This window comes from Paratissierella segnis (genome assembly GCF_014385195.1).
Classification (GTDB): Bacteria; Bacillota; Clostridia; order Tissierellales; family Tissierellaceae; genus Paratissierella; species Paratissierella segnis.
The window spans coordinates 16,855-41,006 of the sequence record NZ_JACRTG010000027.1 but is presented as its reverse complement, the minus strand read 5'-3'; the positions used below and the strand labels follow the sequence as shown (position 1 = coordinate 41,006).

Sequence of the window (24,152 nt, the reverse complement as noted above, 5' to 3'; positions counted from 1 at the left end):
GGTGACGAAATTTGTTAGAAATAGAAAATGGAATTTATGATAAGGGGTTTTCAACTATCGCTTGTATTGATGAGGTAGGGCGAGGATGTTTGTTTGGCGATGTAGTTTCCTGTGCTATTATTATGCCAAAGGGACTTATCATAGATGGAGTTAAAGATTCAAAAAAATTAACTTCCAAGAAAAGGGAATTCCTTTATGATATAATATTGGAAAGATGTGTAGCTTATGGAATAGGCAGGGTAAATTCTATGGAAGTGGATAGAATTAATATTAAAGAAGCTACCAGACTTAGTATGAAATTGGCAGTTGAAAATCTTAAAGATAAAAATAATAACAGAATAATCCCAGATCATCTTTTGATAGATGCAGAAAAGGTATATATTGATAATATTTCACAGACAAGTATAATTAAAGGTGATGAGATATCTCATGGTATAGCTTGTGCGTCAATAATTGCAAAGGTATATAGGGATAATTTATGCTTAGAATGGGACAAGCAGTACCCTAATTACAGTTTAAAAAAGAATAAGGGTTATGGAACAAAAGCACATATACAGGCATTAAAAACACTAGGTAAGACACCTTTACATAGAAATACATTTTTAAAAAAAATACTAGAAGGCTGATTTAATGATAGATAATATTGCTAAGGGCAAGTCCGGTGAAGAATTGGCAAAGGATTATCTTGTTTCATTAGGATATAGAATTCTTGCCACAAATTATAGAAATCGTATAGGTGAAATAGATATAATTGCGATGGATAGAGATATGCTTGTTTTTGTTGAAGTTAAGACAAGGACAAGCATGTCATATGGCTATGCTTTTGAAGCGGTAGATTTTAGAAAACAAAGAAAGATTATAAATACATCTTTAATTTATATAAAATATTACAACTACCTAGATACTCAACTAAGATATGATATAATCGAAGTCTATATGACAAAAGATTTTAAAATCAACCATTTGAAAAATGCTTTTTGTCTATAAAGATTGGAAAATGTAGTATTTTAGTTATTTCCATGGCAATCAATTTTGAAAGGAGGATGGCTATGTATTCTAAAATAAAAACTTGTGTATTATTAGGACTTAATGGATTTGTCATAGAGGTCGAGACTGATCTATCAAGGGGGCTGCCTGTGTTTAATATTGTTGGCTTGCCGGATACTGCCATCAAAGAATCAAAAGAACGAGTCAGAGCAGCAATTAAGAATAGCGGATATGAATTTCCTCTTAACCGTATAACAATCAATCTTGCTCCGGCTAATCTTAAAAAAGAAGGTTCCCAAATGGACCTGGCAATTGCAATCGGTATACTCATTGCAGATGGATTGATAAATGATAAAGAAATTTCGAATAGTATCTTTTTAGGGGAATTGGCATTGGATGGGACTATCAACTCAATAGACGGAGCGTTACCTATGGTCATTTCTATGAGGGATTATAATATCAAAAGGTGTATAGTACCATTTGATAATAGGGAAGAATGCGGTGTTATTTCCGATATGGAGATTATTCCAGTGAAAAACTTAAATGAAGTTGTAGATTATTTGAATGATGAACTTGCTATAGAGCCTTTTGACGGAATGTCTTATGATAAGGAAGATGACAATAAAGATTTTAAAGTGGATTTTGCAGATATAAAAGGTCAAGATAGTTTAAAAAGAGCGTTGGAGGTAGCTGCAGCCGGCTCTCATAACCTTTTGATTATTGGCCCCCCAGGCTCAGGAAAGACAATGGCCGCTAGAAGACTACCGACAATACTTCCCAAACTTTCATTTGAAGAATCCATTGAAGTTACGAAGATATATAGCATAGCCGGTTTATTAAAATCAAAATCATTAATAGAAGAAAGACCCTTTAGGGCTCCTCATCATACTGCATCCAATATATCTCTAATTGGAGGCGGAAGGATACCTAAACCCGGTGAAGTATCTCTTGCACACAATGGAGTTTTATTTTTAGATGAGCTTCCGGAGTTTCAGAAAAATGTTTTAGAGGTATTGAGGCAACCCCTTGAAGATGGTGTTGTTAATATATCCAGAGTTAATGCTACAATTACATATCCAGCTAAATTTATGTTCATCGCCAGTATGAATCCTTGTCCTTGTGGATATTATGGGGATCCTACACACGAATGCACTTGCTCACAAGGCAGTATAGATAGATATCTAGGGAAAATTAGCAATCCTTTACTAGATAGAATTGACATACATATAGAAGTTTTACCTGTGGCGTATAAAGATTTAAACAATGATATTAAGCAAGAATCTTCCAGTACAATAAGAGAAAGGGTAAAAAGAGCTCGTGAAATACAACTTGAAAGATATAAAGAAGATAAAATATTTAACAATTCACAAATTTTGACTAAGGACATAAAGAAATATTGCAAATTATCCTCATCGTCTGAGAGAATAATGAAAAAGGCTTTTATAAAATATAAATTTAGTGGAAGAACCTACAATAAATTACTAAAGATATCCAGAACTATAGCAGATTTAGATGGGAAAGAGAATATCGAGGATGAGCATATACTTGAAGCTATAAGGTATAGGACTTTAGACAATAAATATTGGGGGTAATATTTTGATTACAGAAAGAGATATATTGATTTATTTAAACAGTTTAAATATCGGAAATAAAAACATAATAAAAATAATGGAATTATTTGATGACATAAGAGAAGTTTGGACTTTAAAAGAAAATATATTAAGAAAAATACTAAATAATAAGGATGATTTAGTTGATAAAATTTTAAGCAATAGAAATAATAATTATTTATTAGAATTAAAAAATAAAATTAATTCACTTAATATAGACATAATTACAATTTTAGATGAGAATTATCCTGAAAGATTAAAATATATATATGATAGACCTATAGTATTATATATTATGGGAAAGTATAAAGAGGAAGATAGCCTTGCAATAGCTATAGTTGGTTCCAGAAAGGCGACAGCATATGGGAAATGGGCATGCGAGAAATTTGCAAAAGAGTTGGTGAATATGGGAATCACTATTGTGAGCGGTCTTGCTTTAGGGATTGATTCAGTAGCCCATAAGAGTGCAATTGAAGCCGGAGGTAGGACAATAGGAGTTTTAGGTAATGGAATAGATGTAATATATCCTAAGAAAAACTATGCACTTTACAATGAAGTTGCTCAAAATGGTATAGTTTTTACAGAATTTCCTATAGGTACACAACCTTTTAATTACAATTTTCCCCAAAGAAATAGAATAATCTCAGGACTATCTCTTGGAGTAGTAGTAATCGAAGCAAAAGAAAAATCAGGCTCATTGATTACAGCACATCTTGCATTGGACCAAGGTAAGGAAGTCTTTGCTTTGCCGGGCAATATAAATAGCATATACAGCGGTGGAACCAATAGACTGATAAAAGATGGTGCAAGACCGTTACTTGACATCGATGATATAATAGAAGAAATTTATGAGCTGCAAGCTCATATGGAAAAAAAGAAAAGAGAATCAATTGATTATTTTTCATTAAGCAATACAGAGGCAAATATAATTAAAATTATAGAAGAAGGACCAACTCATTGCGATACAATTGCAATGAAGACTGGAATGGATATTTCCAGTATAATGAGTGTGCTTACAATATTAGAATTGAAAGGATTAATCAAAGAACTTTCTAATAGGATATTTACTTTAAATTAGAAAGTCGGAGGTGTTTATTTTGGCAAAAAATTTAGTGATTGTAGAATCCCCTGCAAAGGCAAAAACAATAGGTAAGATTTTGGGTAAAAGCTATAAGGTTATTGCCTCTGTAGGTCATATACGTGACCTACCAAAGAGTACTTTAGGTATTGATATTGAAGATAATTTCAAACCTAAATATATTAATATTCGTGGTAAGGGGCCATTGATTAATGAGTTAAAAAAAGAAGGGAAAAATGCTGACAAGATCCTGCTTGCAACTGACCCAGATAGAGAAGGCGAAGCCATATCATGGCATCTTGCCTATATATTAGATATAGATCCTAATGACAAGGTTAGGGTAGAATTTAATGAAATTACTTCAAATGCCATCAAAAATGCGATAAAAAAGCCAAGAGCTTTAGATATAAATTTAATAGATGCACAGCAAGCTAGGAGAATTTTGGATAGGCTTGTAGGATATAAAATAAGTCCTCTTCTATGGAAGAAGATTAAAAAAGGGCTTAGTGCCGGTAGAGTTCAATCAGTCGCTGTAAAATTTATATGTGATAGAGAGGAAGAAATAGACAACTTTATACCTCAGGAATATTGGACAATTAAAGCTTTGCTATCGAAGGATAGGGAATCTTTTGAAGCGAATTTCATCGGAAAATATATCAATAATAAAGAAAAAAAAGTTGAATTAAAGACAGAAGAAGAAGTAAATAAGATTTTATCCGAAATTGAAAACAACAATTTTATTGTACATGGTATAAAGAGAGGACAAAGAAAGAGAAAGCCATATCCCCCTTTTACTACAAGTACTTTACAACAGGATGCTTCAAAAAAATTGGGATTTACAACAAAAAAGACAATGATGGTTGCACAGCAACTATATGAAGGTATAGATTTAGGAAAAGAAGGAACTATTGGTCTTATAACATATATGAGAACAGACTCTACCAGAATAGCAAAAGAAGCAATAAATTCTACCAAGGATTTTATTTACAAGAATTTTGGAAAAGAATATTCAAATGGCGGTAAAGATTATACAAATAAATCAAAAAAAGAAACACAAGATGCGCATGAAGGGATACGACCTACAAATGTACTGAGAATACCTGATGAGATTAAAGGTTTTTTGTCTAAAGACCAGTTTAAATTATATAAATTAATCTGGGATAGATTTGTGGGATCACAGATGAAAGAAGCAATTTATGATACTTTGAGTGTAAATATACTAAATAATGATAATCTGTTTAAAGCCTCAGGTTCAAAACTGGCATTTCTCGGTTTTTTAAAGGTATATATAACCACGGATGAGGAAATTGCGGATATGAAAATTCCTGATTTGAATGAAGGAGATATTTTAAAATTAAAAGATATCCTACCAAAACAAAATTTCACTCAACCACCGGCAAGGTTTACAGAAGCTTCATTAATTAAAACTATGGAAGAAAAGGGGATAGGAAGACCAAGTACCTATGCTCCTACTATAGCGACTATTTTAGCAAGGAATTATGTAGCACTGGAAAATAAAATATTTTATCCAACCGATTTGGGAAAGTTGGTAAATGATTTGCTTACTGAATACTTTAACATTGTGGTCAATGAAGAGTTTACAGCTGATTTAGAGAAAAAACTGGATAATATCGCAGAAGGCAACCTAACTTGGGTGGAAGTAGTAGATGATTTCTATAGCGATTTTAAGGTTGAATTAGAAAAAGCTGAAGACGAAATTGATAAAATCGAAGTTAAAGATGAAGTAAGTGATGTGTTGTGCGAAAAATGCGGCAGAAACATGGTAATTAAATCAGGCCGTTATGGAAAATTTTTAGCATGTCCGGGGTTTCCTGAATGCAGAAATACAAAACCGATATTGGATGAGATAAATGTAAATTGTCCTGAGTGTGATGATGGTAAGATTGTTAGGAAAAAGACAAAAAATGGAAGAACTTTTTACGGGTGCAGTAATTATCCCAATTGTGAATTTGTTTCATGGGATGAACCATATGACGAGAAGTGTCCAAATTGTGGTGAATACATGGTTATAAAGAGAAATAAAAGTGGAGACACAATAAGATGTTCAAATAAGGAGTGTGGGTATATCAAAAAATAAAAAGTAAAGGATATAAAATATTTTGATTATTTTCTGTACATTTTGGAGATTTTATAGTATCTTATATATGTATAAATATTCAGAATTATATTAAAAATAATAATATTGCTTAAATTTGAAAATAGAAGAAAAATAAGGGGGATAAGTATTATATGGAAAGTTTATTGCAAAAGACGCGAAGGCTTAATAAAAATATTCAGTCATACGGAACTAGACCTGTTTCATTTGTTGAACTCAGTAAAATATTAAGTGACATAATGGAAGCTAATGTTTATATAGCAAGTAAAAAAGGAAGAGTTCTGGGATATGAATTATGCAAAGGTTATGAATGTGAAATTATAAACGCAGAGATTGGGAAAGAAAAACGCTTCCCTAAAAAATATAATGATGAATTACTTAAGATATCTGAAACAAAAGAAAATACAAAGGAAATAAGTGATTGTGTATTTGATCAAGTATCCAAATGTGATTATCCGGACAAGATATCCACAATTATACCCGTAAATAGCGGAGGTAATAGATTAGGTACTTTGGTCTTAGCCAGAATAGAAAGAGAATTCGACGAATCCGATTTGATACTTGCAGAATATTGTGCAACAATAGTTGGAATGGAAATTCTAAGGGCAACTAACGAAGAAATTGAAGAGGAAGCTAGAAAGAAATCTGTTGTACAGATGGCTATCGGAACATTATCATATTCCGAGCTGGAAGCAATGGAGCATATTTTCAATGAATTAGACGGTTCTGAAGGGCTCTTAGTAGCCAGTAAAATAGCAGATAGAGTTGGTATAACCAGATCTGTAATAGTTAACGCATTAAGAAAATTTGAGAGTGCCGGTGTAATAGAGTCAAGATCCTTAGGTATGAAAGGTACTCATATAAAAATACTTAATGATAAACTGGTTGAAGAATTAAAAAAGGCAAGATCATAGGTTACAGTACATAATTCACAATTCACAATGCACAATTAAGTTAAGGATATTCCTTTTAGATCCAAAGGAATGTGTGAACTGTAATTAATTATGAATTTTATTTAAAAATATTTAGAATAATATCATTGATTTAGGAAATAGCTTATGTTATAATTCTATAGTGATTACACACACTCTCTGATATCAAAGGCAAGTGCTCATTTTGAGTCCCTAAGATACATGATGAGAGTGGAGGAAAAACTTAGGAGGTGAATAGTATGTCAGTAATTACAATGAAATCTTTATTAGAAGCAGGGGTTCATTTTGGACATCAAACCAGAAGATGGAATCCTAAAATGGCTCAATATATCTTCACAGAGAGAAATGGTATTTACATTATTGACTTACAAAAGACTGTAAAAAAGATGGAAGAAGCATATGACTTTATGAAGGAAGTCGTTGCAGATGGAGGAGAAGTTCTTTTTGTAGGGACAAAGAAACAAGCGCAAGAAGCAATAGAAACTGAAGCTAAAAGATGTAATATGCATTATATCAATCAAAGATGGTTAGGCGGTATGTTGACTAATTACAAAACCATCAGAAAGAGAATTGATAGACTTCATGAGCTTACTAAAATGGAAGAAGACGGAGTATTTGAAGTCCTACCAAAGAAAGAGGTTATAAAACTAAAACATGAAGCTGAAAGGCTGGAAAAATTCTTAGGCGGAATAAAACATATGGACAGAATACCGGATGTTCTATTTGTAGTAGATCCAAGAAAAGAGAGAATAGCTGTTAAAGAAGCTCAAATTCTAGGTATACCGGTAATAGGTATTGTAGATACAAACTGTGATCCGGACGAAGTTGATTTCGTAATTCCGGGGAATGATGATGCTATAAGAGCAGTTAAACTACTTACCGAAACAATTGCTAATGCAGTCCTTGAAAGCAAGCAAGGTGAACAAATAGAATCTTGATTGAGAATATTATTTGGTAAGAGCTTTAAGGGATTTCCTTTAATCTCTTACCTTTTTTAACAATTAGAGGAGGGATAAAATGAATATAAGTGCTTCCTTAGTCAAGGAATTAAGAGAAAAAACAGGTGCAGGAGTGCTGGATTGTAAAAATGCATTAACTAAAGCGGATGGAAATATTGACAAGGCTGTTGATTTGCTAAGAGAAAAGGGACTGGCATCAGCAGCTAAGAAAGCTAATAGAATTGCATCTGAAGGTTTGGTAGATGCTTATATCCACGGTGGAAGAATCGGAGTTATAGTTGAAGTAAATTCAGAGACAGACTTTGTGGCAAAAACTGACGAATTTAAACAATTCGTTAAGGATATTGCTATGCAGGTAGCAGCTTCTAACCCGCAATACGTTTCAAGAGAAGATGTTCCTGAGGCTGAAATAGCTCATGAAAGGGAAGTTCAAATCCATAAGGTAATTAACGAAGGCAAACCTGAACATATTGCACAAAAAATCGTTGATGGCAGAATGGAAAAGTATTTCGAAGAGATTTGTTTACTTGAACAAAACTTTATTAAAGACCCAAGCATTAAAGTAAAAGATTTATTAAATGAAAAAATAGCTAAAATCGGTGAAAATTTGAAAATAAGAAGATTTGCCAGATTTGAGGTTGGAGAAGGCATAGAAAAGAGAGAAGAAAACTTTGCTGATGAAGTCGCAAAGCAAATGAACATCTAAAAAATGGAGAACACTAGTGTTCTCCATTTGACTAATAAATATGCTAGGAGTGTTTATATGGAACCCATTTATAAAAGAGTTGTACTAAAATTAAGTGGAGAAGCTTTAGCAGGATCCAAAGGTACAGGTATTGATATTGAAACAGTTAATAGTATATCAAAACAAATTATAGAACTACATAAATTAGATGTTGAGGTTGCGATAGTAGTAGGGGGAGGGAACTTCTGGAGAGGAAGGTATTCACAAAATATGGATCGCACTGCTTCAGATTATATGGGCATGCTGGGGACTGTAATGAATGCTTTAGCCTTACAAGATGCTTTAGAAAACTTAGGTGTTATAACCAGAGTACAATCTGCAATTGAGATGAGACAGATAGCAGAGCCTTACATTAGAAGAAGAGCTATAAGACACTTAGAAAAAGGTAGAATTGTCATATTTGCAGCCGGAACGGGGAATCCATATTTCTCAACTGATACAACTGCTGCTCTTAGAGCCGCAGAGATAGAGGCTGATGTTATTTTATTAGCTAAAAAGGGTGTTGATGGTGTATATGATTCAGATCCAAAAATAAATTCAAATGCAAAAAAGTTTGACACTTTGAAATATATTGATATACTTAATTTAGGACTTGGAATAATGGATTCCACTGCTACATCTTTGTGTATGGACAATAAAATCCCTCTTATTGTATTTGGGATAGATGAGCCGGATAATATTAAGAATGTAATCTTAGGAAGCAAAATAGGAACACATGTAAAGGAGGATTAAGTATGGAGATTTATAAAGAGACAGAAATCAAAATGAGCAAAACTATTTCCGTCTATAAAGAAGAATTACTGGGTATAAGAGCAGGAAGGGCAAATCCAGCATTGCTAGATAAGATAACAGTTGATTATTATGGACAAGTTACACCTTTAAAACAAGTTGGAAGCATTTCAGCACCTGAACCAAGGCTTATAGTTATACAGCCGTGGGATTCTAATTTAATACCTGCAATTGAAAAAGAGATACTTAAATCTGACTTAGGATTAAATCCGTCAAATGATGGTAAAGTAATTAGACTTATCATCCCTCAACTAACTGAAGAAAGAAGAAAAGAGCTAGCAAAGCTAGTAAAGAAAAATGGTGAAAATTCAAAAGTAGCATTGAGAAATACCAGAAGAGATGCAATTGATAAAATTAAAAAAATGGAAAAAAACAAAGAGCTTTCCGAGGATGAAAGAAAATTGGCTGAAGAAGAAATACAAAAAATAACTGATAAATATATCATACAAGTTGATGAAATTACTAAGAAAAAAGAAGAAGAAATAATGGAAATTTAAATGAACCCCTTCCTTTGAAGGGGTTTTTCGTGGTGGAGGGCTTGACATGAAAGATAAAGAATACGAAAAGGATAAGTTGATTGATAAGATAGATTTAGACTCTTTGCCAACTCATATTGGTATAATTATGGATGGCAATGGAAGGTGGGCAAAAAAAAGAAATTTACCTCGCAATTTTGGGCATCAAGAAGGGATGGAAAGAGTCATTGAGATTGTGGAGTGTGCAGACAAGATAGGCATCAAGTATCTAACTTTATATGCATTTTCTACAGAAAATTGGAAAAGGCCACAATCTGAAATTGAAGGCCTGATGAAGATACTTGTTTTCTATATAAGAAGAGAATTGGATAAATTATATAAAAATAATGTAAAATTGGATATATTAGGTGATATATCAAGGTTAGCGGATACTCCAAGGAATGAGGTTAAAAGAGCGGTTGAAAAGACTAAAAATAATACGGGAATGACTCTAAATATAGCCTTAAATTATGGCGGACGCGACGAAATAATTTATGGTATAAAAAATTTTTTAAATGACTTAGAAATGGGTAAAATAACAAAAGATGATTTAAATACAGAGACTTTTTCAAACTACCTCTATACAAAAGGTCAACCGGATGTAGATTTGGTTATAAGACCGAGCGGAGAATTAAGGATTAGCAATTTCTTACTTTATCAAATAGCTTATGCGGAATTATATTTTGCAGATTCAGATATTTTATGGCCTGATTTCAAAGAGGAACATTTTTATAAAGCTATTTTAGATTATCAGAAAAGATACCGACGATTTGGAGGAATTTAAGTGGAATTTATCAAAAGGGTTACAACTGGAATAATTGGAATTTTATTACTAATACTAATAGTTAATAAGGGTGGAATATATCTTTCTACATCTATTTTTATTTTATCACTAATTGGACTCAATGAATTTTATAAGGCAATACGAAATACCGGACTTAATCCTATAACTTATATTGGTGTGTTAGGTACATTTGGTTTTTATCTTTCAACCTTAATACCTGAAATAACTATAAATCTTGTATTGACTTTAATAACCTTTTTACTTTTGACACATATTTTTATCAATAAAATTAGATTGGAAGATATTACAATTACACTGATAGGTATAATGTATATACCATTTATGCTGTTCCATATTTTCTATTTGGATAATACTACATCTATATGGTTAGTATTTATTATGTCTTTTGGAACGGATACATTTGCATATATTTTCGGTAATCTATTAGGGAAAAGAAAATTGTGTCCAAATATAAGCCCCAATAAAACTGTCGAAGGTTCAATAGGCGGGATTCTGGGAAGTGTAGTTCTTACGCTTGTCTTTGCCTATTATATGGATTTAAATTCCTATTTAAATCTTTCAATATTGGCAATTATCGCTTCTATCACTTCTCAGATAGGGGATTTAATAGCCTCTAAAATAAAGAGGGTTGCTCATATCAAAGACTTTGGCAAGATATTCCCAGGGCATGGAGGAGTTTTGGATAGATTTGATAGTATTATTCTCACTGCACCAATAATATATTATTATGTCAAGTATTTTTTAATTTAAGGGGTGTTTTAATGCAAACAGCGATAGCTTCAATATTTGTATTTTTATTAGTAATATTATTGCATGAATTTGGTCATTTTACCGTTGCAAAACTGGTTGGCATCAGAGTAAATGAGTTTTCAGTTGGTATGGGACCTAAATTGCTTCAAAAGAAAAGTGGAGAAACTTTATATACATTGAGAGCTCTTCCCATAGGTGGTTATGTACAGATGGAAGGTGAAGATGAAGAGTCCAATGATCCCAGAGGGTTTAATAATGCACCGATATTTGCTCGAATAGCTACTGTTACAGCGGGAGCAATAATGAATTTTATTTTGGCATTTGTCGTATTTTCTATAGTTTCATTTAGTACAGGTATGCCTACGACTGCAGTAAAAGCAACTCCCAATTCTCCTGCCGAAGTAAGCGGTATATTGGAAGGAGATAGAATTATCTCTGTTAATGGCATTGATATTAATAGTTGGAATGATATAACTGATACAGTAAGCAAATTGCCTTCAGATCAGGAAGTTAGAATAGAAGTTTTAAGAGATGGTAAAGAGGAAATCTTTAATGTAATGCCAACAACTGAAGAAAACAGGACAATAATAGGAATTACTCCAGTTTATGAAAAATCTTTCTTGCTGGGACTAAAGGGTGGATTGGAAAATACATGGACTTTTCTAAAACTCATGTTCGAATTTATAGAAATGTTATTTAAAGGGCAAGTATCTATAAATGATTTTTCCGGTCCTGTCGGTGTAATAAATGAGGTGGGTCAGGCCGCTAAAGGTGGATTTCTAAATCTCTTAGTCTTATTAGGATTTATAAGTGTAAATTTAGGATTTTTCAATTTACTGCCTATTCCGGCATTAGATGGAAGTAAAATACTATTTTTATTAATAGAATTGATAAGAGGCAAACCTATAGATCCAAAAAAAGAGGGATTTGTAAATCTAATAGGATTTGCATTCTTAATTTCATTTATGTTGATAATAACGTATAAAGATATTTTAAGATTATTTTATTAGGTGATTTAAATGGAAAGAAGAAAAACTAGGGTTATAAAAGTTGGAGACAGATTAATAGGGGGTAACAATCCTATTACTGTTCAATCCATGACAAATACCATAACCGGTGATATAGAAAAAACGGTTAAACAAATATTGGCATTGGAAGATGCAGGTTGTGATATTATCAGAGTTGCCGTATCTAATGTTAATGATGCTAAGGCGATTAAAAATATTAAAAAACAAATCCATATACCGATAATAGCCGATATTCAATATGACTATAAGTTAGCTTTAGAGTCCATAAAATATGGTATAGACGGATTGAGAATAAATCCGGGAAATATCGGAAGTATGGAAAAAGTTAAAGAGGTAGTCAAAGGCTGTAAGGAAAATAATTTGCCCATTAGGATTGGGGTCAATTCCGGATCAATAAAAAAAGAATTCATGGAAAAATATAATGGTGTAAATGAAAATTCCATGGTTTACAGCGCCTTGGAACAGATCAAATATTTAGAGGACTTAGATTTTTTTGATATTAAGATTGCTTTAAAGGGAAGTTCTGTTCCACTAACTATAAAAGCATATCAAAAAATGGCTGAATTAGTTGATTATCCATTTCATCTAGGTATCACAGAAGCCGGAACCCCATGGAGAGGAACTATTAAATCATCGGTAGGGCTGGGTGTACTTCTTGCTATGGGTATCGGGGATACCATCCGGGTTTCTCTAACATCAGATCCAATAGAGGAAGTAAAAGTAGGAAGAGAAATACTTAAGTCCTTAGGGCTCTTAAATGAAGGACTTGAATTAATTTCTTGTCCAACCTGTGGTCGGACAAACATAGATTTAATTAAGATTGCTGAAGAAGCCGAAAAGGCATTGGAAGGTATAGATAAACATATAAAAGTAGCAATCATGGGTTGTGCTGTAAATGGTCCAGGAGAAGCTAGAGAAGCGGACATAGGGATAGCCGGAGGAAAAGGAGAAGGACTCATATTTAAAAAAGGTCAAATAATTAAAAAGGTAAAAGAAGAAGAATTGTTACAAGAACTTCTAAAAGAAATTGAAAAACTTTAATAATTGTTACAAATTTCAATTAACCAAAAGCGGAGATCCTTCGGAAGTAGTGTTTATACTGCCCGTCTCACCCTTAGACTACAAAGGGTACACGGTAGAACGACTCAAGGGGTCGATTGTGAACTGTGAACTGTGAATTGCAAAATTTTTATCCCATAAGGGGGTATTACGTTGGTTTTATTAAAAAATATAATTAATGATGACAAATATAGTCATTTAGCAAAATATAATATAAATATAGAAAAAGTAACAGTATTAAAAGCCGATATGGAATTGATTTTGGACTTGGAAATAGGAGAAGAAATTGAAAAGAAAATAATCGAAGACTTAAATCTTATGTTTACCGACATATTTAAGGATTTTAAAATAAAACTCAATAAAATAGAAAAAATTCCAAGTGAGGGAATCAATATAGATGCTCTGTTTAACGATATTACAGAGTTAATATTAGAGGAAATTCCTTCCGGAAGATCATGGATAAAGGGTATTGAATGGGAAGTAGAAAAAGATTACCTAAAGCTAATACTTCCCAATCAGATGGCCTTTTTTTCTGTGAAGAGAAATGGTTTAGTTGACAATATTACAAAGCTAATATCATCAAAATTAGACAGTAAATTTTTAATTGAATATAAAGAAGATAATTCAAATGAATATTTTTTAGAAGAAAAAGAAATTGAAGAAAGAGAGATTTCCAAAAATATTCTTGAAAACGTAGAGTTTCCTACTAAATCCATCGTAAGGGGAAATTCAAAGAAATCCAATGGAAGGAATTATTCCTATGGTAAGAGTATAAAGGAAAGCACAATTCTCATTAAAGATATAGACCTTCAATTGGGAACTGTTGCGATAAAAGGCGACATCTTCGAACTTGGTACCAGAGACATTAAAGGGAAAAGGACTTTAGTTATATTTAGCATATCCGATGGAACGGATTCAATTACCGTAAAATCATTTCTAAATGAAAATACCAGCGCGGAATTTTTAGACAATGTCAAAGAAGGCTCCTATGTTTTGTTGGAAGGAGATGTTACTTATGACAATTACTCCAGGGATAATGTTATAATGCTTAAATCATTAGTACTTTTGACAAAAGAGGTAAGAAAAGATACTGAAGTTTCAAAAAGAGTTGAACTTCATGTCCACAGTCAGATGAGCTCTATGGATGGCATAACTAGTATTAAAAAAATAGTGGAAAGAGCTAGTATTTGGGGACATAAATCAATAGCCGTTACCGATCATGGAGTTGTACAGGCATTTCCGGAAGCCATGGATGCAGGTAAACAATATGGAGTTAAAATATTATATGGCGTCGAAGGCTATATGGTAAATGATCAAAAAGATATAGTGACAAATATCCATGGAGAAATAGAAATAAATAATTTCGTTGTATTTGACTTAGAGACTACAGGGCTTTCTGCCAAAAATGATAGAATTATAGAAATAGGTGCCGTAAAAATTGTTGATGGTAACATAGTTGATGAATTCAGTCAGCTTATTGATCCTGAAATTTCCATACCAAAACATATAACTGAAATAACGTCTATTACTAATGATATGGTAGAAGGTAAACCCTATATAAAAGATATTTTACCATTATTTAAGGAATTTATCGGTGATTGTACTTTGGTAGCACATAATGCTAATTTTGATATGGGCTTTATTAGAGAAAAGATGAAATTAGAAGGTATCAAAGTTGATAATCCTGTTTTAGATACTTTGGAATTATCCAGGGCAGTATTTCCTAATTTGAAAAGCCACAAATTGAATATTGTTGCAAAGCATTTGGACATAAGTCTTGTCAATCATCATAGAGCAGTGGATGATGCTTCGGCAACAGGAGAAATTTTACTTAAAATTTTGGAAATTTTAGAGGATAAAAACTTTAAGAATATTGGCGATTTGAACAGTTTAACCAAAAACAGAGATATTTCTAAAGGTGAATTATACCATGTTATTATTCTAGTTAAAAATTATGTTGGCTTAAAAAATTTATATAGTCTTATTTCAGATTCGCATATTAAATTTTTTCATAGAAAGCCAAGAATGCCTAAGTCCTTAATAGAAGCTAATAGGGATGGGCTTATAATAGGAAGTGCTTGCGAAGCAGGAGAACTATACAGGGCAATATTGAATAACAAAAGTTACAATGAAATTAGGGACATAGTAAAGTTCTATGACTATTTAGAGATACAACCTTTAGGCAACAATATGCATCTTGTTAGAGATGGTGTTGTTAAAGATGAAGAAGAATTAAAATCTATAAATAAAAGAATATATGAGTTGGGAAAGACAAGCAAGAAATTAGTAGTAGCAACAGGCGATATACATTTCTTAGAGCCTGAGGACGAAGTTTATAGAAGAATACTAATGTCGGGACAAGGCTTTTCGGATGCGGATTTACAGGCACCATTGTATTTTAAATCAACAAATGAAATGCTGGATGAATTCTCATATTTAGGTGAAGATACATCCAGAGAGGTAGTCATAACCAATACCAACCTAATCAGTGATTCAATAGAAGAGATAATTCCTGTTCCAAGCGGAACTTTTCCTCCGATAATCGAAGGAGCGGATGAAGATTTAAAACGGATTACATATAAAAAAGCATATGAAATATATGGAGATCCCCTTCCCGAGATTGTAGAAGAAAGACTGAATAGAGAACTTACATCTATCATTAAAAATGGTTATGCAGTAATGTATATTATTGCACAAAAACTTGTCTGGAAATCAAATGCTGATGGGTATTTAGTGGGTTCCAGGGGTTCTGTTGGTTCCTCATTTGTTGCTACAATGAGCGGTATTACGGAAGTAAATCCTTTAGCTCCTCATTATGTTTGTCCTAAATGTAAATACAGCGAATTCTTCACAGATGGCATTGTAGCCAGCGGGTCGGATTTACAGGATAAAAATTGTCCGAAATGTAATTCTGTATTAAATAAAGATGGACAAGACATTCCCTTTGAAGTTTTCTTAGGATTTGAAGGGGATAAGGAGCCTGATATAGACCTTAATTTTGCAGGAGAGTATCAATCAAATGCTCATAAATACACTGAGGAATTGTTTGGCGAAGGATATGTATTTAGAGCCGGTACTATAGGTACTATAGCGGATAAAACAGCATACGGATTTGTAAAAAAATATTTTGAAAAGAAGGAAATGAATGTAAGCAATGCTGAAATAAACAGATTGGTAAAAGGATTTTTGGGAATTAAACGTACTTCCGGACAACATCCGGGTGGGGTAATGATCGTACCTAAATATAAGGACATATTGGACTTTACACCCATACAATACCCTGCAGACGATAAATCGTCAGGTGTAATAACTACACATTTTGACTATAATGCTATTAGCGGACGAATTTTAAAGCTTGATATCTTAGGTCATGATGTACCGACAATTATAAGGATGTTAGAAGATATTACGGGAATAGATCCGACTAAAATCCCTTTAGATGAGACTAAAACTATGAAAATATTTACAAGTACAGAGCCTTTGGGAATAAAACCTGAAGATATAAATTGCCCTGTAGGAACTTTGGGTATACCGGAGTTTGGTACCAGATTTGTAAGACAAATGTTGGTGGATACTCAGCCTTCTACCTTCTCGGAGCTTGTAAGAATAAGTGGACTGTCCCATGGAACTAACGTATGGGTAAATAATGCTCAAGATTTAGTCAGGAACAATATAGCACCGCTGTCAAAGGTAATTTCAACCAGAGAAGATATTATGCTTTATTTGATAAATGCCGGCATGGATAAGAAAAAATCATTTTTTATAATGGAAAAGGTGCGTAAAGGTAGGGGATTGTCACCTGAAGATGAAGAAGATATGAGGGCTCTGGATTTGCCTGACTGGTATATTGAGTCATGTAATAAGATTAAATATATGTTTCCAAAGGCTCATGCTGTCGCTTATGTTATGATGTCCTTTAGAATAGCATATTTTAAAGTTTATTATCCGGAGGCATTCTATGCCACATATTTTACTATTAAAGCTGCAGATTTTGATGGTGAATTGATCATTCAGGGTAAAGAAGCTATAAAGTCAAAAATTATGGAATTAGAAAATTTAGGGAATAATATTACAGCAAAAGAGAAAAACTTATTAACAGTATTGGAAGTGGCGTTGGAAATGTATCAGAGAGGACTTAAATTTGAGAGAGTGGATTTATATAAGTCCCATAGTGATAAGTTCTTAATTGGAGAAAATGGAATTTTACCTCCTTTAAAGGTACTTGACGGCGTTGGAGAGAATGCTGCTAAAAAGATAGTTGAGGAAAGAGAAAAAGGCATATTTATATCCATTGAGGATTTAGTAAATAGAGGGAAAGCTACTAAACCTGTAATAGAAGCCTTAACCAAACATGGTTGTTTACAAAATATGCCTGAAAGTAATCAGATTAGCCTATTTAGCATTTGATTTAATGTTAAAAATATGCTATAATTGTTTAGACAATAAAAAGGTTTATCTGGCAAGAGTGGGTTTTCCCACTCTTGATTTTTTAATGGGAGGTGTGATAGTGAATAAAAAAGAATTGATGAAAAAATTAGTAAAAATGTGCGATGAATCAGCTCGCAGTCTTGATTATGAATTGGTGGATGTCGAATATGTAAAAGAATCCGGCAGTTATTACCTGAGAGTTTATATTGACAAAAAGGCGGGTATCACTTTAGATGATTGTCAAAGCATGAGTGAATTGCTTGGTGAAAAATTAGATAAAGAAGATCCAATAGAAAATGCATATTACTTAGAAGTGTCATCTCCGGGCTTGGATAGACCTCTAAAGAATGATAGAGATTTGAAAAGAAATTTAGGTAAGGACATTGAAATCAGCCTATATAAACCTTTGGAAAACAAAAAAAAGTTTGAAGGAAATTTAAAATTCTTTACAGAAGATAAAATTGTAATAAAAATTAATGACGATGAAATGGAAATACCAAGGGATGCAATATCGGTTATTAAATTGGCTTTAAAATTTTAAGGGAGGTTAAAAAAATGAATGGGGATTTTATCGAAGCCCTTCTTCAAATAGAAAAAGAAAAGGGAATTTCCAAAGATATAATTTTCGATGCGCTGGAATCCGCACTAATATCCAGTTACAAAAAAAACTTTGGTTCATCTCAAAATGTATTAGTAGAAATGGATAAAGTAACTGGCGAGGTTAATGTGTATGCCACCAAAGAAGTGGTAGAAGAAGTGGAAGATGATATTTTACAAATGTCTTTAGACGAAGCTAAGACATTAGATGAAAGATATGAATTGGGAGATGTTGTAAAAATAGAAATAACTCCTAAGGATTTTGGAAGAATTGCTGCACAAACAGCTAAACAAGTTGTTATACAGAGAATTAAAGATGCGGAAAGAGATGTAATTTATGATGAATTTATAAATAGAGAAAATGAAATAATAACCGGACAAATCCAAAGAATAGCCAAAAACAATGTATATATTGATTTAGGTAAAACTGAAGGTGTTTTGCCTCCATCCGAGCAAATTGAAGGTGAAGTTTATAATCAAGGTGATAGATTAAAATTAATTATTCTTGAGGTAAAAAAGACTACAAAAGGTCCTCAAATAATTCTATCAAGATCAAATACGGGGTTGGTTAAGCGTTTATTTGAATTGGAAGTACCTGAAATTCATGATGGTTTGGTTGAGATTTACTCTATATCCAGAGAGGCGGGTTCTAGAACAAAGATTGCAGTATTTTCTAAGGATCCGTTAGTGGATCCGCTTGGAGCTTGTGTTGGCTTTAAGGGCAGCAGAGTTAAAGCAATAGTAGATGAACTAAATGGCGAAAAAATTGATATAGTTATTTGGAGTAAAAAAATAGACGAATTTATAGCTAATAGCTTAAGTCCATCTAAGGTATTAAAAGTTGATGTTAACGAAAAGGAAAAATCAGCTGTAGTAGTTGTACCGGATTACCAATTATCACTTGCTATTGGTAAGGAAGGACAAAATGCCAGATTGGCCGCAAAACTTACGAATTGGAAAATAGATATTAAATCCAAAATACAGTATGAAGAGCTATTTGACAAAAAGGTAGAAGAAGGTAAATATGAAGATGGGGATTCTGAAGAAGACGGTAAAGAAAAAAGCTTGGAAGATGAGCACATTAATGAACCATTAGAATAGGGTGATCAAGTGAAAAAGAAAAAAATTCCTCTCAGAAAATGTCTTGGATGCGGCGAAAGCAAGCCGAAAAAAGAATTGATTAGGGTTGTTAAAAACAATGAAAATCAAGTAATGGTAGATTTGACCGGTAAGGTGAATGGCAGGGGCGCATATATTTGTCCAAATATTGGTTGCTTTGAAAAAGCGTATAAAGGCAAAAAGTTCACAAGAAGCTTAGAGACTGAAATAACTCCTGATATATATGAGAAGTTGAAAGAGGTTATTGAAAATATGTAGAGATATCCGGTGAAAAATAAAAATACGGGAGGTGTATTTATGACAAAAATAAGAGTATATGAATTGGCAAAAGAGCTAAATATAAGTAGTAAAGAGTTAATGAATAAAATTGAAAGTTTGGGTTTGGAAGTATCAAGCCATATGAGTTCTATTGATAAGGAAGACGCAGATTTAATTGTCGATTTGCTATCTGAGTCTAAACCTTCTATTCAAGCAAATGCTGATGATCATAATGATGAATATATAGCTGAAGAAGAACCAGTAGAAGAAAAATCAATAGATGTAATAAAACATAAAAATAGAAAGAATAAGAAAAACAAATCAAAAAAAGAAGTGGAAAAAGAAATACCAAAAAACAACGAATCAGGTGAGATTATTATAGAAATAGGCGAAAATATTGTAGTAAAAGACTTAGCAGAAAAATTGAATTTAAATGTATCACAAGTCATAACGAAATTAATAGGAATGGGTGTAATGGCTACTCAAAATCAATCAATTGATGGTGAAACAGCAGCTATTATTGCAGAAAAGTTTGGTGCAGCTGTGGAGTTTATACCAGTAGAAACTAATGATGTAAGTGAGGATAATTTTGGTTTAGATTTTGTCGATAAGGATGAAGATCTAAAATTAAGACCACCTGTAGTTACGGTAATGGGGCATGTTGACCACGGAAAAACATCGTTACTGGATGCAATTAGACAGACAAGTGTAACTAAAAGTGAAGCAGGAGGAATTACTCAACATATAGGTGCATCAGTGGCAAACATCAACAACAAAAAAATTGTATTTTTAGACACTCCAGGGCATGAAGCTTTTACATCAATGAGAGCAAGGGGTGCACAGGTTACAGATATAGCAATTTTAGTTGTTGCTGCCGATGATGGTGTAATGCCGCAAACAATTGAAGCGATAAATCATGCAAAGGCGGCAAATGTTCCAATTATAGTTGCAATAAATAAAATTGATAAGCCAACGGCAAATATTGATAGGATAAAACAAGAATTGGTGGAAAATGGTTTAATCCCCGAGGATTGGGGTGGAAATACTATTACCGTTCCTGTTTCTGCTAAACAAAAGATCGGGATTGATGATTTATTGGAAATGATTCTTTTGGTGGCTGAAATTGGGGAGTTGAAAGCAAATCCAAACAGAAGGGCTGTTGGAACAATTGTTGAAGCTCAGCTGGATAAAGGAAAAGGACCCCTTGCTACCGTATTGGTACAAAAAGGAACACTAAAAGTAGGCGATATGGTCGTTTCTGGGACCTCAAGTGGTAGAATTAGGGCAATGCTTGATGATAAGGGAAAAAGAGTTAAAAAGGCAGGCCCATCCATTCCTGTTATGATTTTGGGTTTGTCCGAGGTACCTAATGCCGGAGACTTGCTGTATTGTGTTGAAGATGAAAAAACAGCCAGAAATATAGCTGATAAAAGACGAGATAAAATAAGAGAAGAGCAGATGAAATTATCATCTAAGGTATCTTTAGATGACTTGTTTGAAAAGATAAAGATGGGTGAAATTAAAGATTTAAACATAATTATTAAGGCAGATGTAAGGGGATCGATTGAAGCTCTCGTACAATCTTTAAACAAGCTAGACACTGAAGAAGTAAGAATCAATATCATACATGAAGGAGTTGGGGGTATTACCGAAAGTGATATCATGCTTGCATCTGCATCAAATGCGATTGTAATAGGCTTTAATGTACGTCCGAATCTTAACGCTATAGATGTAGCAAAGAAAGAAAATGTTGATATTAGAACATATAGGATTATATATGAGGCAATTGAAGATATTCAAAATGCTGTAAAGGGTATGCATGCACCAAAAATTGTTGAAAGTGTATTGGGCAGATCGGAAGTTAGAAAAACATTTAGACTGCCAAATGGAAATACCATAGCAGGCATTTACGTCTTAGATGGTAAGATTACCAGAAATTCTAAAGTAAGACTTTTAAGAAATGATGTTGTAATATTTGATGGCGATGTTTCTTCGTTAAAGCGATTTAAAGATGATGCAAGGGAAGTTTTATCAGGCTTTGAAGCAGGTCTTGGTTTAGAAAAATACAATGATATAAAAGAAGGAGATATGCTGGAAGCATATATTCTTAAAGAAGTTGAAAGATAGAGGTGTAATATGAACGAAAAAAGGGTAAATAGGATATCTGAAGAAATTAAAAAAATAGTATCCGAATTACTTTATCATGGATTGAAAGATCCCAGGATTAGTCCAATGACAAGCATTACTAGAGTTAGGGTAACTAGGGATTTAAGATATGCAAAAATATACGCATCAATTCTTGGAAATCAAGAAGAAAAAGAAAGCTCTATTGAGGGGTTAAACAGTGCTAAAGGGTTTATAAGAAAAGAAATTGGCAATAAAATAGACATCAGATATATACCAGAACCAATATTTATTCTGGATGAGTCCATAGAAGAAGGCATACGAATGTCAAAATTGATAGATGATGTCAATAAAAATAATCATAAGGATGAGCCACATGAGTAATATTCCTGTAAAAATATTAGATGATATAGCTGATGCTATACATGAAAGAGACAACATTTATATAGCTTCACATATTCAGCCTGATGGTGATAATATAGGCTCTATTCTTGCAATGGGTCTTGCTTTATTGGAATTGAATAAGAATGTATTTGTTTTAAAATCCGATATCATACCTTCTGACTATCTATTTCTTCCCGGAATTGAGATTATAAAGGAATACAAAGAGATTACCGATTTGGATTTATTCATTATATTGGATTGTAGCGATATAGACAGGTTAGGTATAAATAAAAATCTTATTAATAAAGCAAATTTTGTAATAAATATTGATCATCACGTTACCAATACCAATTTTGGGGGTTTAAACTTTGTAGATAGCAAGGCGGCCGCAACTGGAGAACTTGTATTTCGTATTATTGAAAAGCTTAATATTAAATTTACTAAAGAGATTGCTACAAATCTTTATACGGCAATCAGCACTGATACAGGAAGTTTTAAGTATGAAAGCGTCACTGATAAAACACATGAGATTATAGCTAAATTATTGAGATGCGGTATAGACCATTCTTATATTAACAACAAATTATACCACAGCAGAAGTTTGGAAAGAACGAATTTGTTGATAGAATCCTTCTTAACTCTAAATACATTAGCAGATAATAAAGCTGCAATTGTCAAGGTTACTCAAAAAATGCTCAATAGAACCAAGACAAAGATGGAGGACACTGAAGGGATAATCTCTTTTGTAAGAGATATTGATTCCGTTGAGGTGGCATGCCTACTAAAAGAGATTGATGACAAGGAAACTAAAGTGAGTTTGAGAAGCAAATCATACATTGATGTAGCTAAAATATGCGAACCTTTCAACGGCGGAGGACATATAAGAGCTGCAGGATGCACAATATATGAAGACATTGGGACATCAGAAAAATTGATTTCAAATATTTTAACAGAAGTATTCAGGTGAAAATATGGATGGAGTAATAAATATATTTAAGCCCAGAGGTATGACATCTCATGATGTAGTATATTTTATTAGGAAAGTATTAAATATAAAAAAAGTAGGTCATACCGGCACCCTAGATCCCAATGCAACAGGAGTTTTACCTATTTGTATCGGAAAAGGGACAAGAATATCCGAATATTTATTGGATGTGGACAAGGAATATGTGGGTGAGTTGACACTTGGTATTGCTACAGATACACAAGATGATTGTGGCAATATTATTCATACATCAAACAATATAGTTGGTGAAGATGAAATAATACATTCATTTAATAAATTTAAAGGCAATATCCTGCAAACTCCACCCATGTATTCCGCACTAAAACACAAAGGGAAAAAATTATATGAGTTGGCTAGAGAGGGTGTTTCCGTTGAAAGAAAGGCAAGAGAAATTTCAATAAAAGATTTGAAAATATTAAATAATTATAATAACAAAGAAATATTATTTTATACAAGATGCTCAAGGGGTACATATATTAGGACATTGTGTGATGATATAGGAAAGGATTTATGCACATTTGGCCATATGTCTTATCTGATCAGGATAGGAGTTGGCAGTTTTAAGCTGGAAAATGCATACAGCATTGACCATCTACAAGAGTTACCTAAAGATGAAATAATAAAGCTTATAGTTCCTATGGATGAAGCACTGAATTATATGGACAAAATTATAATAGATGATGAATTATATAATAAATTAAAAAATGGTGTTTCGATTATATTACCTGAGAATTATAATTATAAAATTAATGTTTTACAAAGGGTTTATTCATGTGATAAATTTATTGGGATAGGAAGAGTAATTCTTACAAAAGAAAATAAACTTTATTTGAAAATGGATAAAGTATTGATATAGGTGGGTT

Annotated in this window: 22 protein-coding genes; all 22 read left to right on the top strand. The window is 32.8% G+C overall.

From position 1 onward, the window contains the following. Positions 1-11 precede the first annotated feature (11 nt). The 22 genes from H8707_RS11390 (at position 12) to truB (ending at position 24,145) form a co-directional block, all read left to right on the top strand. Positions 12-626, top strand: a complete 615-nt coding sequence (locus H8707_RS11390; protein WP_262430261.1) for a ribonuclease HII — start codon at positions 12-14, stop codon at positions 624-626. 4 nt (positions 627-630) lie between these two features. Continuing rightward, positions 631-987, top strand: a complete 357-nt coding sequence (locus H8707_RS11385) for a YraN family protein (RefSeq protein WP_262430260.1) — start codon at positions 631-633, stop codon at positions 985-987. 62 nt (positions 988-1,049) lie between these two features. Beyond that, on the top strand, positions 1,050-2,579 hold the full coding sequence (locus tag H8707_RS11380; RefSeq protein WP_262430259.1) for a YifB family Mg chelatase-like AAA ATPase: 1,530 nt from the start codon (positions 1,050-1,052) through the stop codon (positions 2,577-2,579). A gap of 4 nt (positions 2,580-2,583) precedes the next feature. Continuing rightward, positions 2,584-3,675 carry a DNA-processing protein DprA gene (gene dprA / locus H8707_RS11375; RefSeq protein WP_262430258.1) on the top strand — a complete coding sequence of 364 codons (1,092 nt, stop codon included), beginning with the start codon at positions 2,584-2,586 and terminating at the stop codon, positions 3,673-3,675. A gap of 19 nt (positions 3,676-3,694) precedes the next feature. Then, positions 3,695-5,773, top strand: coding sequence for a type I DNA topoisomerase (gene topA / locus H8707_RS11370; RefSeq protein ID WP_262430257.1), 2,079 nt, complete (start codon positions 3,695-3,697; stop codon positions 5,771-5,773). A gap of 152 nt (positions 5,774-5,925) precedes the next feature. Continuing rightward, complete coding sequence (gene codY / locus H8707_RS11365; protein ID WP_262430256.1) at positions 5,926-6,705, top strand: GTP-sensing pleiotropic transcriptional regulator CodY; 780 nt, start codon at positions 5,926-5,928, stop codon at positions 6,703-6,705. A gap of 257 nt (positions 6,706-6,962) precedes the next feature. After that, entirely contained in the window at positions 6,963-7,661 is a 699-nt protein-coding gene (gene rpsB, locus H8707_RS11360; RefSeq protein ID WP_262430255.1) for a 30S ribosomal protein S2, read from the top strand. Between the two features lie 79 nt (positions 7,662-7,740). Next, positions 7,741-8,388: a translation elongation factor Ts gene (gene tsf / locus H8707_RS11355; protein ID WP_262430254.1), complete on the top strand. Its 648-nt coding sequence runs from the start codon at positions 7,741-7,743 to the stop codon at positions 8,386-8,388. Positions 8,389-8,445: 57 nt separating this feature from the next. Beyond that, a complete protein-coding gene (pyrH, locus tag H8707_RS11350) occupies positions 8,446-9,159 on the top strand; it encodes a UMP kinase (protein ID WP_262430253.1) in 714 nt (237 codons plus the stop codon). A gap of 2 nt (positions 9,160-9,161) precedes the next feature. After that, positions 9,162-9,713, top strand: a complete 552-nt coding sequence (frr, locus tag H8707_RS11345; RefSeq protein ID WP_262430252.1) for a ribosome recycling factor — start codon at positions 9,162-9,164, stop codon at positions 9,711-9,713. 46 nt (positions 9,714-9,759) lie between these two features. Beyond that, a complete protein-coding gene (locus H8707_RS11340) occupies positions 9,760-10,515 on the top strand; it encodes an isoprenyl transferase (protein WP_262430251.1) in 756 nt (251 codons plus the stop codon). Next, entirely contained in the window at positions 10,516-11,286 is a 771-nt protein-coding gene (locus H8707_RS11335) for a phosphatidate cytidylyltransferase (RefSeq protein WP_262430250.1), read from the top strand. It abuts the gene before it with no gap. A gap of 11 nt (positions 11,287-11,297) precedes the next feature. Continuing rightward, positions 11,298-12,296: an RIP metalloprotease RseP gene (gene rseP / locus H8707_RS11330; RefSeq protein WP_262430249.1), complete on the top strand. Its 999-nt coding sequence runs from the start codon at positions 11,298-11,300 to the stop codon at positions 12,294-12,296. 9 nt (positions 12,297-12,305) lie between these two features. Continuing rightward, positions 12,306-13,355, top strand: coding sequence for a flavodoxin-dependent (E)-4-hydroxy-3-methylbut-2-enyl-diphosphate synthase (gene ispG, locus H8707_RS11325; RefSeq protein ID WP_262430248.1), 1,050 nt, complete (start codon positions 12,306-12,308; stop codon positions 13,353-13,355). 171 nt (positions 13,356-13,526) lie between these two features. Then, on the top strand, positions 13,527-17,780 hold the full coding sequence (locus H8707_RS11320; protein ID WP_262430247.1) for a PolC-type DNA polymerase III: 4,254 nt from the start codon (positions 13,527-13,529) through the stop codon (positions 17,778-17,780). Positions 17,781-17,880: 100 nt separating this feature from the next. Then, on the top strand, positions 17,881-18,342 hold the full coding sequence (locus tag H8707_RS11315) for a ribosome maturation factor RimP (RefSeq protein ID WP_262430246.1): 462 nt from the start codon (positions 17,881-17,883) through the stop codon (positions 18,340-18,342). Positions 18,343-18,356: 14 nt separating this feature from the next. Next, positions 18,357-19,499 carry a transcription termination factor NusA gene (gene nusA / locus H8707_RS11310; RefSeq protein WP_262430245.1) on the top strand — a complete coding sequence of 381 codons (1,143 nt, stop codon included), beginning with the start codon at positions 18,357-18,359 and terminating at the stop codon, positions 19,497-19,499. Between the two features lie 9 nt (positions 19,500-19,508). Continuing rightward, on the top strand, positions 19,509-19,775 hold the full coding sequence (gene rnpM, locus H8707_RS11305) for an RNase P modulator RnpM (protein WP_262430244.1): 267 nt from the start codon (positions 19,509-19,511) through the stop codon (positions 19,773-19,775). Positions 19,776-19,814: 39 nt separating this feature from the next. Continuing rightward, entirely contained in the window at positions 19,815-21,902 is a 2,088-nt protein-coding gene (gene infB, locus H8707_RS11300; RefSeq protein WP_262430243.1) for a translation initiation factor IF-2, read from the top strand. Between the two features lie 9 nt (positions 21,903-21,911). Continuing rightward, on the top strand, positions 21,912-22,283 hold the full coding sequence (gene rbfA, locus H8707_RS11295; RefSeq protein ID WP_262430242.1) for a 30S ribosome-binding factor RbfA: 372 nt from the start codon (positions 21,912-21,914) through the stop codon (positions 22,281-22,283). Further along, positions 22,276-23,250 (top strand): DHH family phosphoesterase, encoded by a 975-nt coding sequence (locus H8707_RS11290; RefSeq protein ID WP_262430241.1) that lies wholly within the window; start codon positions 22,276-22,278, stop codon positions 23,248-23,250. The genes rbfA and H8707_RS11290 overlap by 8 nt, the downstream gene beginning before the upstream one ends. A 4-nt stretch (positions 23,251-23,254) precedes the next feature. Further along, positions 23,255-24,145, top strand: coding sequence for a tRNA pseudouridine(55) synthase TruB (gene truB / locus H8707_RS11285; RefSeq protein WP_262430240.1), 891 nt, complete (start codon positions 23,255-23,257; stop codon positions 24,143-24,145). Positions 24,146-24,152 lie beyond the last annotated feature (7 nt).